This is a genomic window from Falsiroseomonas sp. HC035, assembly GCF_050563525.1.
Taxonomy (GTDB): domain Bacteria; phylum Pseudomonadota; class Alphaproteobacteria; order Acetobacterales; family Acetobacteraceae; genus Falsiroseomonas.
Window position 1 is genome coordinate 33259 of the sequence record NZ_JBNXUN010000016.1, and the last position, 12049, is coordinate 45307.

12 protein-coding genes are annotated in these 12049 nt (G+C 70.5%); 3 read left to right on the plus strand and 9 right to left on the minus strand.

All coding sequences use genetic code 11. From position 1 onward, the window contains the following. Positions 1-239: 239 nt before the first annotated feature. Together ACLF3G_RS23870 and ACLF3G_RS23875 are read left to right on the plus strand one after the other, a co-directional pair. Positions 240-1085 carry a DNA-binding transcriptional regulator gene (locus ACLF3G_RS23870; RefSeq protein WP_430671900.1) on the plus strand — a complete coding sequence of 282 codons (846 nt, stop codon included), beginning with the start codon at positions 240-242 and terminating at the stop codon, positions 1083-1085. A gap of 26 nt (positions 1086-1111) precedes the next feature. Next, on the plus strand, positions 1112-2017 hold the full coding sequence (locus ACLF3G_RS23875) for a DUF6282 family protein (RefSeq protein WP_430671901.1): 906 nt from the start codon (positions 1112-1114) through the stop codon (positions 2015-2017). An 8-nt stretch (positions 2018-2025) separates the two neighbouring features. Here ACLF3G_RS23875 and ACLF3G_RS23880 read toward each other — a convergent pair whose 3' ends face one another. Together ACLF3G_RS23880 and ACLF3G_RS23885 are read right to left on the minus strand one after the other, a co-directional pair. Beyond that, positions 2026-3408, minus strand: coding sequence for an MmgE/PrpD family protein (locus ACLF3G_RS23880; RefSeq protein WP_430671902.1), 1383 nt, complete (start codon positions 3406-3408; stop codon positions 2026-2028). Further along, on the minus strand, positions 3405-4385 hold the full coding sequence (locus tag ACLF3G_RS23885) for a Bug family tripartite tricarboxylate transporter substrate binding protein (RefSeq protein ID WP_430671903.1): 981 nt from the start codon (positions 4383-4385) through the stop codon (positions 3405-3407). Before ACLF3G_RS23885 ends, ACLF3G_RS23880 begins: the two co-directional genes overlap by 4 nt. A gap of 173 nt (positions 4386-4558) precedes the next feature. On the opposite strand from ACLF3G_RS23885, the gene ACLF3G_RS23890 reads away from it, so the two are divergent. Beyond that, complete coding sequence (locus ACLF3G_RS23890; RefSeq protein WP_430671904.1) at positions 4559-5623, plus strand: mandelate racemase/muconate lactonizing enzyme family protein; 1065 nt, start codon at positions 4559-4561, stop codon at positions 5621-5623. 6 nt (positions 5624-5629) lie between these two features. Here the strand turns inward: ACLF3G_RS23890 and ACLF3G_RS23895 are convergent, their stop codons facing one another. The 7 genes from ACLF3G_RS23895 to ACLF3G_RS23925 are packed head-to-tail and all read right to left on the minus strand — an operon-like array spanning position 5630 to position 11918. After that, positions 5630-6583 carry a Bug family tripartite tricarboxylate transporter substrate binding protein gene (locus ACLF3G_RS23895; RefSeq protein ID WP_430671905.1) on the minus strand — a complete coding sequence of 318 codons (954 nt, stop codon included), beginning with the start codon at positions 6581-6583 and terminating at the stop codon, positions 5630-5632. Between the two features lie 20 nt (positions 6584-6603). Continuing rightward, on the minus strand, positions 6604-7377 hold the full coding sequence (locus ACLF3G_RS23900; protein WP_430671906.1) for an SDR family NAD(P)-dependent oxidoreductase: 774 nt from the start codon (positions 7375-7377) through the stop codon (positions 6604-6606). 21 nt (positions 7378-7398) lie between these two features. Further along, positions 7399-8355, minus strand: a complete 957-nt coding sequence (locus tag ACLF3G_RS23905) for a Bug family tripartite tricarboxylate transporter substrate binding protein (protein ID WP_430671907.1) — start codon at positions 8353-8355, stop codon at positions 7399-7401. 22 nt (positions 8356-8377) lie between these two features. Next, the gene (locus tag ACLF3G_RS23910) at positions 8378-9202 is read right to left on the minus strand and encodes an amidohydrolase family protein (protein WP_430671908.1); all 825 of its coding nucleotides are present in this window, start codon (positions 9200-9202) and stop codon (positions 8378-8380) included. A 10-nt stretch (positions 9203-9212) separates the two neighbouring features. Continuing rightward, on the minus strand, positions 9213-10064 hold the full coding sequence (locus tag ACLF3G_RS23915) for an amidohydrolase family protein (protein WP_430671909.1): 852 nt from the start codon (positions 10062-10064) through the stop codon (positions 9213-9215). Positions 10065-10092: 28 nt separating this feature from the next. Next, positions 10093-11028 (minus strand): DNA-binding transcriptional regulator, encoded by a 936-nt coding sequence (locus ACLF3G_RS23920; protein WP_430671964.1) that lies wholly within the window; start codon positions 11026-11028, stop codon positions 10093-10095. Then, positions 10914-11918 carry an NAD(P)H-quinone oxidoreductase gene (locus tag ACLF3G_RS23925; protein ID WP_430671910.1) on the minus strand — a complete coding sequence of 335 codons (1005 nt, stop codon included), beginning with the start codon at positions 11916-11918 and terminating at the stop codon, positions 10914-10916. The genes ACLF3G_RS23920 and ACLF3G_RS23925 overlap by 115 nt, the downstream gene beginning before the upstream one ends. Positions 11919-12049: the final 131 nt, after the last annotated feature.

Here is a 12049-nt window from a genome sequence, read left to right on the forward strand (position 1 = left end):
CCCGCCGTGCCTTCCGCCCGACCGCAGCCTGTCCAGCCCGCCGCGGCGGAGACAAGCAGCCTCTGCCCGCATTCCGCATCGTGGAAGGCAAGGCCAGCTTGACTCGGGCGGCATCCGGGAATCGGAATGGGGCAAAGGGCCACGGAGTCCGAAACGAAGGCGCCGGTAGCGGGAAATGGGCAGGAAGCGATGCCAGTCGAGGTGACCACGCGCGGGACCGCCAGGCCGCGGCGCAGCGCATGAGCGGCCCCCCCGTCCAATCGGTATTGCGGGCGCTGGAGCTGCTGCGGGAGCTGAACCGCCAGCGCCACACCACGGTAGACCAGTTGCACCGCGCCACCGGCCTGCCCAAGCCCACCATCATGCGCCTGCTCGGCACCTTGGCCGCCGCCGGGCTGGTGGCGAAGGGGGAACGCGGGCTGGGCTACCGCATCACCTCCCAGGTGGCGGCGCTCAGCTCCGGCTTCCACGGTGGGCCGCTGGTGGCGGAAGCCGGGCGTGCCTGGGCGGTGGACCTGACGCGGCGGCTCAAATGGCCGGTGGCGATTGCCGTGCCGGACCAGGGGCGTGTGGTGATCAGCGTCAGCACCATGGCGGAAAGCGCCGTCTCCCCCTTCCATGCCACGGTCGGCGTGCGCTTCAGCCTGGTGACGCGCGCCATCGGCCGCGCCTACCTCGCCTTCTGCCCGGAGGAGGAGCGCCGCATCCTGCTGCGCCTGCTCGCCGCATCCCCGGACCCGGAGGACAACCCGCCGAACCTCGAGCGTGTGGTGCAGGGCATGGTCGCCATGGTGCGCCGGCAGGGCTACGCGCAGCGCGACCCGAAGGTGGAGCCGCGCAATTCCAACACCGTGGCGGTGCCGATCCTTCTGGGCGATTCCGTCGCCGGCACGCTCGGCCTCAGCTATTTCCGCTCCGTCGTCAGCCATGCGGTGCTGACGGAGGAGCTGGTGCCGGCGCTGCAACTGGCCAGCCGGCAGATCACCGCCTCCATGGAAAGGCTGCAGCAGGCGGCGCCGGCGGCTGCGTTTCGCGATGCGGAACAGGCCGAGAATATGCTCCCCGCCAGCGCCGGCCGCTCCTAGCCTCGCGGCGAAAAAGGAGCCTTTCGATGCATGCTGACCCGCAGTTGATCGACAGCCTGATGCAAGGCGCCATCGACCTGCATTGCCACAGCGGCCCCTCCGTCATGGCCCGCGCGGTGAACCATGAGCAGGCGCTGGAGCAAGGTGCCGCGGCCGGCATGCGCGCCGTACTGTTCAAGGACCACTACTACCCGACCGGCCCCTTCGTGGATGTGCTGAAGGATGCGGGCAAGGCGACGCAGGCGGAGCCGATCGGCAGCATCGTGCTGAACAACTCGGTCGGCGGCATCAATCCTTTCGCCGTCGAGCCCGCGGTGAAGACCGGCGCCCGCGTGGTATGGATGCCCACCGTCTCCGCCGCCAACCACATCCGCGAGGGGCATCGCAAATCCCTGCTACCGACCAAGGGCAAGATGCTGAAGCAGGTGGGGCTTTCCGTGCAGGATGCGCGTGGCGACCTGCTGGATCCGGTCAAGCAGGTGCTCGACATCATCGCCGAGCATGATGTGGTGCTGTCCTGCGGCCATCTGCATATCAGCGAGGTCTGGCCGCTGTTCGAGGAGGCGAAGAAGCGCGGCTGCAACCGGCTTCTGGTCAACCACCCCAGCTACACCGTCGGCGCGTCACTATCCGATGTGAAGGAGCTGGTGAGCATGGGCGCCTGGATCGAGCATTCGATCTGCATGTTCATCCCGAACCGGATGAAGGTCTATGACGAGGCCTTCCTGAAGGCGCTGGTCGAGGCCGCCGGCGTGGACCGCACCTTCTTCGGCTCCGACCTCGGCCAGGCCAATGCGCCGCTGCCGGTGGAAGGCTTCCGACAGATCATCGGCCTGTGCCTGTCCATCGGCTATTCGCCGGAGGATGTACGGAAGATGGTCTCCACCAATGCCGCGCAGCTTGCCGGCATCGGTGCCAACACGGCGGCGTAGCGGCGGCATCAGCGCGAGGGGCACAGCCCCTCGAACAGCGGGGCGACATCTTCCTGCGTGTCGAGCTGCAGCAGGCCGTCGATCGCCGCATCGGCCTGGCCGGCTTTCAGCACACCGCGCGTATTGGCGCGGAACTTCGCCACCACGTCATCGCGTGACATCGGATTGGCGCGGGTGCCGCGCATGTCGTCGATGCGGTGCGTCAATTCCCGCCCATCGTGCAGCCGGACGATCACGGTGCCGCCGGACCTTGTGGCCTCGGTCGCCGGGTCGTCCTCGTGCAGAACGCGGTCGGCCAGCGCGTTGATCACCGGGTCGCGCAGGTTGGCCTCGGCATAGGCGTCCTTGTCCATGCGGCCGCGCACCAGCGCCTCCGCCACCGTGTGCTGCAGGCTGATGCGGCCATGCCAGGTGGTGGCGGGGCGGCGCTTGTCGGCCACCGGCTCGCACATCGTGGGAAAGGACCGCTTGCCGATGCGCGCCACCACCTGCGCGATATCCTCCGGCCGCAGATCATGCGTGTTGCGCAGCGCGATGGCGGCCTCGATATGCGGCATCATGGTGAAGGCGCAGGGATGCACCTTTGCTGCGATGTTCAGCACTTCCCAATTTTCACCAAGCCTGTCGCACAGCGCATCGAAGCGCAGATCCTCGCGACCCTGCACATGGCTGCGGAACCAGCCGAAGCGGCCGTCGAAGACCGGGGCGGGGCCGGAGATGCCGGCCTCGGCGAGCGCCACCGCACGCAGCGCGCCGGTGGCGGCGAAGCCCACATGCATCATCTTGGTCGAACTGCCATCCTCGAACGAGGCGTTGAGCCCGGCCGAAAGGCTGCCTGCCGCACCTATCGCATCGGCGACGATGCCGGCATCCAGCCCGCGCAGCTTCGCCAGCGTATAGGCACCGCCGAACACGCCGAAAACCGCGGTGGGATGGAAGCCGAGATTGTGCAGCCGAACCGGCGTGATGCGGCCGAGCCGGCAGGTCAGCTCACTGCCCACCAGCACGGCCTCGATCAGCCGGCGGCCGGACAGGCGGCGGCGCTGGGCTTCCGGGAAGGCGACGGAAACGCAGGGCGCGGTGGGGTGGATGAAGCTTTCGATGTGCGTATCGTCGAATTCCAGCACCGCGGTCATCACGCCGTTGACGAAGGCGGCCGCCATCGGCGCCACCGTCTCCGCCTCACCCAGGATGCGCGCGCCGCCGCAGCCCTCCAGCGCCAGCGCGGCGCGGCGCGCGGCGGCCACCAGTTCCAGCGGCTTCGCGGCCAGCATCACGCCGATCAGGTCCAGCACGCGCAGCTTCGTGCTCTCCACCACCTCCGCCGGAACCCGGTCGAGCGTCAGGCCGGCTGCCCAATCGGCGGCGCGGCGGTTCAGGCTGTCGCTCATTCGGCGGAGATTCCGGCCGTGCGGATGATGGCGCCGAATTGCCGCGTATCCTCGGCCAGGTCGCCAGCGAGCTGTTCGGGCGAGCGGAAGCTGGGCACCACGCCGACGCGGGACAGGCGGTCGAGGAAGGTGGGCTCGCGCAGCATCGCCTCGACATGGCCGGCGAGAAGCGTGACGACCTCCCGCGGCATGTTCGCCGGGCCCATCAGCGCCTGCCAGCCGGAGGTGCGGACATTCGGGAAGCCCTGTTCCGCCAATGTGGGAAGATCCGGGAACTGCGGCAGGCGGCGGTCGCCCACGGCGGCCAGGCCGCGCAGCCGACCCTGCTGCGCATGCTGGATCACCCCCGTGTCGATCATGAAGTCCACATCCCCGCCCAGCATGGCCTGCACGGCGGGGGCGGAGCCACGGAAGGGAATGTGCACGGCATCGAAGCCAGCCTCGCGGCGGAACATCTCCGTCATCACGTGCAGGGTCGATCCGATGCCCGCGGACCCGTAGTTCAGCTTGCCCGGGTTGCGCTTCCCGTATGCCACCAGTTCCGCCAGCGTGTTGACAGGCAGCGTATTGCGCACGGCGAGAAGCCGCTGCGATTCGCTGATGTTGGCGATGGCGGTGAAATCCTTCACCGGGTCGAAGCCGACGTTGGCCAGGTGCGGCAGGATGGCAAAGATCGCGTTGCCGGCCAGCATGATGGTGTGGCCATCGGGCGCCGCGCGGCTGACCGCGCGCGCCGCGATGGCGCCACCGGCGCCGCCCTGGTTCTCCACCACCACGGGCACGCCAAGCCGCGCCGCGAGTCCCTCGCCCACCAGGCGCCCCACCAGGTCGCCAGTGCCGCCGGCGGCATAGGCGACGATCAGGCGCACCGGCCGGTCGGGATAGGCGGCGAAGGCAGGCCGCGCCAGGCCCGCCGAGAGCAGCAGCGGGCCCAGCAGCAGGGCGGAGCGGCGCGGCAAGGGAGTTCGGACGGGCATGTTGGACGCTCCATTGGGGGCAAGGGGGGATGCGCCGCCGCAATCTAGAACGGGATTCGCTGGCCGGCCCGGCAATCTCCCGCCATTCCGCCTGCCGGAAAACGGTTGGAATCAGGGGGAGTCCCGCGGCCCGGCCATGGCAGCTTCCACGGCGTATCATCGGGGGAATCGCGATGCAGATCGTCACGGCCGAATTGCGCCCCTGCCGGCAACGGCAGGCCGATCCCGGCTGGAAATTCGCCCGCGCGACGGTGGCGGAGTTGCAGGGCTGGGTCATCATCCTGACCGATGCGGAAGGCGTGGCGGGCCTGGGCTACTGCCATGCCATTCCCGCCATCACCACGCATGGGCCGGGCGCGGAGGCGGCGCTGCACTTCCTGCGGCCGCTGCTGATCGGGCGCGATCCGGCGGAGGCCGGCGCGATCATGGATCTGGTCGAGGCGACGCTGGTCGGCAACCGCTCGGTCAAGGCGGCCATCGACATGGCGCTGCACGATCTGCTGGCGCGGCGTGCCAACCTGCCGCTCTCGGCGCTGCTCGGCGGGCGCTTTCGGGAGAGTATTCCGCAATCACGCATCCTGCCGATCAAGGCGCCGGCTGAGATGGCGCAATCGGCGGCGGCGCTGGTGGCCAAGGGCTACCGCACGCTGAAGCTGAAGCTGGCCGGCGATGCCGTGCTGGATGGGCGGCGCGTGGCGGAGGTGCGTGCGGCGGTGGGGGGGGAGGTGGCGCTGACGCTCGACCCGAACCAATCCTACAGCGCCAAGGGCTTTCTCTCCGCCTGGCGGCAGATGGAACGGCACGACATCGCGCTGGTCGAGCAGCCGGTGCCGGCCGGGGACTGGGCCGGGCTCGCGCTGGTCACGCGCAGCCTGCCGGTGCCGATCGAGGCGGATGAAAGCGTCGAGACCATTGCCGACGTCCTGCGGGTTGTCGAAGGCCGGGTGGCGGATGTGGTGAACCTGAAGCTCACCAAGCTCGGTGGCGTGCGCAATTTCGTCACCGCGGCGCGGATCCTGGAGGCCGGGCAGGTCGCCACGCGGATGGGCGCCGCCTTTGGCCCGGCGCTGCTGCAGGGCGCCTCCGCCCATGCCGCCGCATCGCTGCGGCAATTGCCCTTCGCCTGCGAACTGTCGGAGCACGACCACATCCTCGACGACCCCTTCACGCCGCTGCCGATCACGGATGGCATGATCGCTGTGCCGCCGGGCCCTGGCTGCGGCATCGTCTATGCCTGAGGCGGTTCAGCTCAGGCCGAGGTCCCGCACCAGCCGAGCGCTGACCTCGTCTTCCGTGGCCAGGGCCCGGGCGAATTGCGCGCGATCCTGCAGCAGCACCTCGTTGTAGGCGCGCCGCATCGCCTGGGCGTATTCGGGCGTCGCGGCGGAAGCCATGAAGACGTGGGCCAGGCGGTCCAGCACCGGCTCCGGCGTCTGTTTCGGCGCGAAGAAGCCAAAGCGGGTCACCAAATCCACATCCAGCCCGATCTCCTGCAGCGCGACCAGATTGGGCAGCGCGGCGCTGCGCGTGGCGCCGGTCTGCAACAGCGGCAGGATGCCGTGCGATTCGACGGTCGGCAGGATGATGCCGGGCGCCCCCACCACGAGATCGACATCGCCAGCCAGCAGCGCCGTCATCGCCGGCGCGATGCCCGGATAGGGCACGTGCAGCAGCTTCACGCCCGCCGCCCGCGCCATCGCCTCCGCCGCCATATGCGGCGAACTGCCGATGCCCGGGGAGGCGATGGAGATGCCCTCCGGCCGTGCGCGGGCCGCGGCCAGCATGTCCTGTGCCGTGCGATGCGCGAAGTCCCGCTTCGCCGCGACGATGATCGGCAGCGCCACCAGGTTGCAGATCGGCGCGAAATCCGCCGCGGAATAGGGCAGCTTGTTGATGCGCGGCACCACGGTGATCGCGGCGGTGCCGGCGAACAGCAGGGTGTAGCCATCCGCCGCGCTGCTCCGCACGCGGTTGGCGCCGATTCCACCGCCACCGCCGACGACGGAATCGATCAGCACCGGCTGGCCCAGGCGCTGCGCGATATCCTGTTGCAGCAGGCGCACATACTGGTCCGTTCCGCCGGCCGCATAGGGCACGATGATGCGGATGGCACGGTTCGGGAAATCCTGGGCAAGGGCGGGGCGGGCGGCGAGCGCGGCGCCCAGGGTGGCAATGGCGTGACGGCGCGTGAGCGGCATCGGGTCTGTCCTTCCTTGGCTTAGAGATGCCGGCCGCAATCCACCAGCAGCGAGGTGCCGGTGGTGAGCCGCAGGTGCGTGACGGCGGCAATCACCGCGAGCGCCACGTCATCCGCCTGGCAGACGATCTTCAGCGGCGTCAGCGCCGCCTGCTTCAGCACCGCATCGCGGCTGCGGCCCGGCACGAAGCCGGTATCCACCGCGGCGGGCGAGACGCCGATGACGCGGATCTCCGGCCCCAGCACGCGGGCCAGCGAGACACCCATCACATCCAGCGCCGCCTTGGAGGCGCAGTAGGCGATGCTGCTGCCCAGCCCGTTCACCGCGGCGAGGGAGGAGATGTTGACCACCACCGCATCGCCGCCGCGCTTCAGCAGCGGCGCGAAGGCGCGGATGGTGGAATAGGGGCCGCGGACATTGGTGATCAGGATGCGGTCGAAGGTCTCGTCATCCAGCGCCTCGAGATCCGCATGCGGCACGGCGCGGGTGGTGCCGGCGGAATTCACCAGCACATCGGCGCGGCCCATCCGGGACTCCACCTCCGCCGCCGCGGCGCGGATGGCGGCGGTATCCGCCATTGGCAGGTACAGCGGGATGTGACCGCCGCCGGGCAGTTCCGCCGCCAGCGCCTCCGCCCGCTCGCGCCCGCTATTGTAGCCAATGGCGATGGTCGCGCCGAGTTCGGCGAGCCGGCGGGCGGAGGCCGCGCCGATGCCGCTGCTGCCGCCGGTGATGACGGCGACCTTGCCCTGCAGATTGTAGGGGCCGAGGGCACCCTGGTTCAGTTCGGTCATCCGCGCGATCCTTGTGCTGTCTCAGCCGGCTGCCAGGTTCAGGGCGGCCAGCAGCTCCGCCGTGGCCGCGTCCTCCGCCGCCAGGAAGCCCTGGAAGCGGGTCCGGTCCAGCAGCTCCACCTCGTTGAAGGCGCGCTGCATGGCCTGCGCATAGGCAGGGTCGCCGCCGCCTTCCAGCAGCAGGCGCGACCAGCGGTCGAGCACGGCGGCATCCGTGCCCCTCGGCGCGAAGAAGCCGAAGCGGGTGACGAGGTCCACCGCCAGACCCGCCTCGCGCAGCGTCGGCAGGTCGGGCAGCACGGCGATGCGCCGCGCGCCGGTCTGCGCCAGCGGCACCACGCCGCGATCCACCAGCGGCATGATGTTGCCGGGCGCGCCCATCACCAGGTCGATGTCACCGGCCAGCAGCCCGACAACCGCCGTCGCCACGCCCGAATAGGACACGTGCAGCAGCTTCACACCGGCCGCCTTGGCCATCGCCTCCGCCACCAGATGCGGCGTGCTGCCGACGCCGGGCGTGCCGTAGCTCAGCGCCTCCGGCCTGGCGCGGGCCGCGTGCAGGAAGCCGGCGAAATCGGTGAAGGGGGCACCCTGCCGCGCCGCCAGAACGTAGGGGATGGCAATCAGGTTCGCGATCGGCGCGAAATCCGCGATGGAATAATTCAGCCGCTGCAGCCGAGGCACCGCCGTCAGCGCGCCCGTCCCGGCGAAGAGCAGCGTGTAGCCATCCGGCGCGGCGGCGCGCACGCGGTTGGCGCCGATCGCGCCGCCGCCACCGGTGACGGAGTCGATGACGATGGGCTGGCCGAGCGCCTGGGTCAGCCGGGCCTGCAGGGGCCGAATGAACTGGTCCGCGCCGCCCGCCGCATAGGGGACGATCACGCGGATCGCGCGATCCGGATAGGCCTGCGCCCGCGCGGGGCCAGCCCCCAGCACCAGCCCCGTCGCCGCCAGCACGTTGCGCCGCGTCGTGATCATGCGATCCTCCCCTTGTTGCCGGTCAGGCCGACATGCGGAACAGCCGCGCCGGATTGGTCCAGAGCACCTTCTCTCGATCCGCCGCATCGGGCAGGACGCGATGCAGCGCGGCGAGCAGCGGGCCGAAATCCGTGCGCGCCCGGGCGCGCAGGAAGGGCCAGTCGGAACCCCAGATGCAGCGACTGGTGCCGAAGGCCTCGATCAGCGCTGAAACAAAGGGGTCCGTGTCGGCATAGGGCGAGTCCGTCGCGCTGAAGCGGAAGATGCCGGACAGCTTGATGACGGCATCGCTGCTCCGGCCGAGTTCCAGCAGGGCGCGGAAGCCCGGCTGGTCCAGCCCGCCTGCCAGCTCCGGCCGGCCGCAATGGTCGATGACGACCGGCAGCTTCGCCGCGCGCAGCGTCGGCAGCGCGGCGATTAGCGAGTCACCGTGGTGATAGTGAAGCTGCGCGAACCAGCCGACCTCCCGCGCACGCGCCAGCGCGCGGTCGCCGGCGGGCCCGAGCAGTGGCGGGCTGGTCGGGAAATCCAGGTTGAAGCGGATGCCGACGATGCCGCCTTCCACCATGCGGTGGATCTCCGGCTCCGGCGTCGCATCCGGCAGCAGGGCCACGCCCTTCAGCCGGCCGGCGGATGCCGCGATCGCCTCCAGCATGTAGGTATTGTTGGCGCCATAGCCGCCGAGCGGATTGCTCAGCACACCATGGGTGAAGCCGTGGCTGGACAGCATGTGCAGGAATTGCGGCGCAGTGCCGAGCTCGTTCGGCTGGATGTCGAAGCCGCGATCGCCGCCCCAGCCCTGGCGGCGCAGGTCGAAGGCGTGGGCGTGGGAGTCGACGGCCGGCATGCGTTGCCTTTCAGAAACCGTAGAGCGTGGCAGGGTTGTCGACCAGCAGGCGCTGGCGGTCCTCGGCCTTCGGGGCGAAATCCGGGACCAGGTTCAGCAGCTCCAGCTCATCCACCGGCGTGGTCAGGTTCGGATGCGGGAAGTCAGTGCCCCACAGCACCCGATGCGGCGCGGCGCGCAGCAGGGCGCGCGCAAAAGGCAGGGCCTCAGTGAAGGGGGACAGCGTCATCCGCTCGGCGCCGCTCAGCTTTACCCAGATGCGCTCGTCGGCGAGCAGGTCGAGCAGCGTGCGGAAGGCGGGACCGTCGACACCCAAACTGGGATCGACGCGGCCCATATGGTCGATCACCACGGGCATGCGCAGCGCGCGGATCACCGGCGCCATCTCCGCCACGCCCTCGCCCTGCACATGCAGGACGATGTGCCAGCCGAGCGGCCGGACCCGCTCCACGGCGCGGTGGAACACGGCCATGTCGGGCGCGCCGCCGAGCGCCTTGATGAAGTTGAAGCGGATGCCGCGCACGCCGGCCGCCTGCATCGCCTCCAGCTCGGCATCCGGGGTGGTGTCGTCGATCATCGCGACGCCGCGATAGCGCGTGGGATCACTGCGCAGCGCATCGACCATGGCGCGGTTGTCGGTGCCGTGGCAGCTCGCCTGCACGATCACGGCACGGCCGAGACCTAGCCGCCGGTGCAGCGCGGCCAGCACCTCCTTCGGCTTGTCCTCCGGCGTGTAGCGGCGGCTGGGCGCATAGGGGAAGCGCGCGGCGGGGCCGAAGACGTGGCAATGCGCGTCGCAGGTCAGCGGCGGTACGGCGAAGCGCGCCTGGCGTGGCGCGGAATCCTGGCCTTCGGCCTGCATGTGTTTCCCCCGGCTTGTCGCGCGGACGCTAGTGTGGCGGCGTGCCGGGGCAGAAGGAGGAACTGCCGCTGTTCCGCATGCCGGAATGCAGCCGCAGCATCGCGGCGCTGATCTCCCGGCTCGCCTGCTGCAGCGCGGGCACCAGCTCCTCCACCAGCGCCTGCCGGCTGATGGCGGAGCGGAAGAAGCTCAGACCGATGGTGCCCGCCACGGCGTCCCCCAGGCGGATCGGCACGGCGACGGTGTTCGAACTGCGCGGCTCCACATTCGGGTCGCGCAGCGCGTAGCCCTGGCGGCGCACCATCGCCACGATCATGCGCACCACACGCTCCAGCCCGGGCGGGTGGTCCTCGGGGTCGGTGGAGGCGGCGAGCAGGCGAAGCAGGTCGTGCCGCTCCGCCTCCGGGCAGCAGCCGAGATAGGCGCGGCCCAGGGCGCGGGTCACCAGGCTGTGGCGCATGCCGATGGTGGCGTGGAAGGGGGAGACCGGGCTGCTGGCCGCGGTGCTGAGGCGGATGGCGATGCGGCCGCCATCCCGCACCGCGATCGCCGCGGGCCAGCGCAGCCGTCGCGTCAGCTCCGCCGCCCAGGGGCGCCCGGCCTCCACCACCAGCGGCCCGCCCTGCAGCCCGGCGCTCAGCGCCTGCACGTCGGAGGTGACGCGGTAGCCGATACCGCGCTCGCCCTTCATCACCAGCCCGGCCCCGGCCAGCGTACCCAGCAGGCGCAGCACCGTCGGCTTCGGCAGGCCCGTGGCACGGTGCAGCTGGTCCACCGTCGTGTTCTGCTGCCTGTTCAGCTCGCGCAGGATCGACAGGGCGCGCAGCACGGACTGGACCGGCGCCTCGGTCAGGGGACCGTCTCCGCCAGGTCCGAGACGGTCAGCACCAGCTTGCCGATCTGCGCATTGGCATCCAGCACCGCCTGTGCGGCCGCGGCATCCTCCAGCCGGTGCGTGGCGCAGATATGGGTGCGGATGCGCCCGGCCTCCAGCAGCGGCCAGACCTGCGCCACCAGCTCCTGCGCGATGCGACCCTTGTAGGCGGCCGGGCGCGCACGCAGGGTGGAGCCGGTGAGCGTCAGGCGACGGATGTAGATGTCCCGCGTGCTGATTTCGGCTTTCGGCGCACGGTGGCTGGCGATCAGCACCAGCCGCCCGTCGGGCGCCAGCAGCGCCATCTCCAGCGGCGTGTAGTCGCCGCCCTGGCCATCGAGGATGACATCGACGCCGGCGCCACCGGTAAGGGCGCGCACCTGGTCCGGCCAATCGGCCTCGCGGTAATCCACTACGTGATGCGCGCCGTAGTCCAGGCAGACGGCACGCTTGGCGGCGGAGCTGCTGGTGGCGATGACGGTGGCGCCGCGCAGCTCCCGCGCCATCTGCATCGCCGCCATGCCGACACCACTCGTGCCGCCCTGCACCAGCAGCGTCTCACCTTCCGCGATCCGGCCGAGCCAGAACACGTTGTTCCAGGCGGTGAAGAACACCTCCGGCAAGGTTGCCGCCTGGGCGAAGCTGAAGCCGCGCGGGATCGGCATGCATTGTGGCGCGGGGACGACGCAGTATTCGGCGTAGCCGCCGCCGGCGACCAGCGCGCAGACCGCGTCGCCGGGGCGTGGCCAGGTGACGTCGGGCGCCACCGCCTCCACCACGCCCGCGACATCCAGGCCTGGAATATCCGTGACGCCGGGCGGTGGCGGGTACAGGCCCTTGCGCTGCTGCACATCCGGCCGGTTCACCCCGGCGGCCGCCACGCGGACCAGGACCTCCCCGGCTCCGCAGGCGGGGATGGGCCGCTCCGCCACTGCCAGCACCTCCGGCCCGCCCTTGCCCCTGATCTCGATCACCCGCATGCGTCGGCATCCTCCATCGTCGCCTCAGCTAAGCATGGCGCTGCGCCCTTTCAGGTCCGCGATGCGCGCCATTCCGAGATGCGGAACGCACGCTCGGCGCGCTGGATGGCGCGCGCGAAGTCGCTAGCTTG

Bases quoted from the DNA above. Each gene is read 5' to 3' on its own strand.
- ACLF3G_RS23870 (WP_430671900.1), top strand. From the start codon at position 240: ATGAGCGGCCCCCCCGTCCAATCGGTATTGCGGGCGCTGGAGCTGCTG.
- ACLF3G_RS23875 (WP_430671901.1), top strand. From the start codon at position 1,112: ATGCATGCTGACCCGCAGTTGATCGACAGCCTGATGCAAGGCGCCATC.
- ACLF3G_RS23880 (WP_430671902.1), bottom strand. From the start codon at position 3,408: ATGAGCGACAGCCTGAACCGCCGCGCCGCCGATTGGGCAGCCGGCCTG.
- ACLF3G_RS23885 (WP_430671903.1), bottom strand. From the start codon at position 4,385: ATGCCCGTCCGAACTCCCTTGCCGCGCCGCTCCGCCCTGCTGCTGGGC.
- ACLF3G_RS23890 (WP_430671904.1), top strand. From the start codon at position 4,559: ATGCAGATCGTCACGGCCGAATTGCGCCCCTGCCGGCAACGGCAGGCC.
- ACLF3G_RS23895 (WP_430671905.1), bottom strand. From the start codon at position 6,583: ATGCCGCTCACGCGCCGTCACGCCATTGCCACCCTGGGCGCCGCGCTC.
- ACLF3G_RS23900 (WP_430671906.1), bottom strand. From the start codon at position 7,377: ATGACCGAACTGAACCAGGGTGCCCTCGGCCCCTACAATCTGCAGGGC.
- ACLF3G_RS23905 (WP_430671907.1), bottom strand. From the start codon at position 8,355: ATGATCACGACGCGGCGCAACGTGCTGGCGGCGACGGGGCTGGTGCTG.
- ACLF3G_RS23910 (WP_430671908.1), bottom strand. From the start codon at position 9,202: ATGCCGGCCGTCGACTCCCACGCCCACGCCTTCGACCTGCGCCGCCAG.
- ACLF3G_RS23915 (WP_430671909.1), bottom strand. From the start codon at position 10,064: ATGCAGGCCGAAGGCCAGGATTCCGCGCCACGCCAGGCGCGCTTCGCC.
- ACLF3G_RS23925 (WP_430671910.1), bottom strand. From the start codon at position 11,918: ATGCGGGTGATCGAGATCAGGGGCAAGGGCGGGCCGGAGGTGCTGGCA.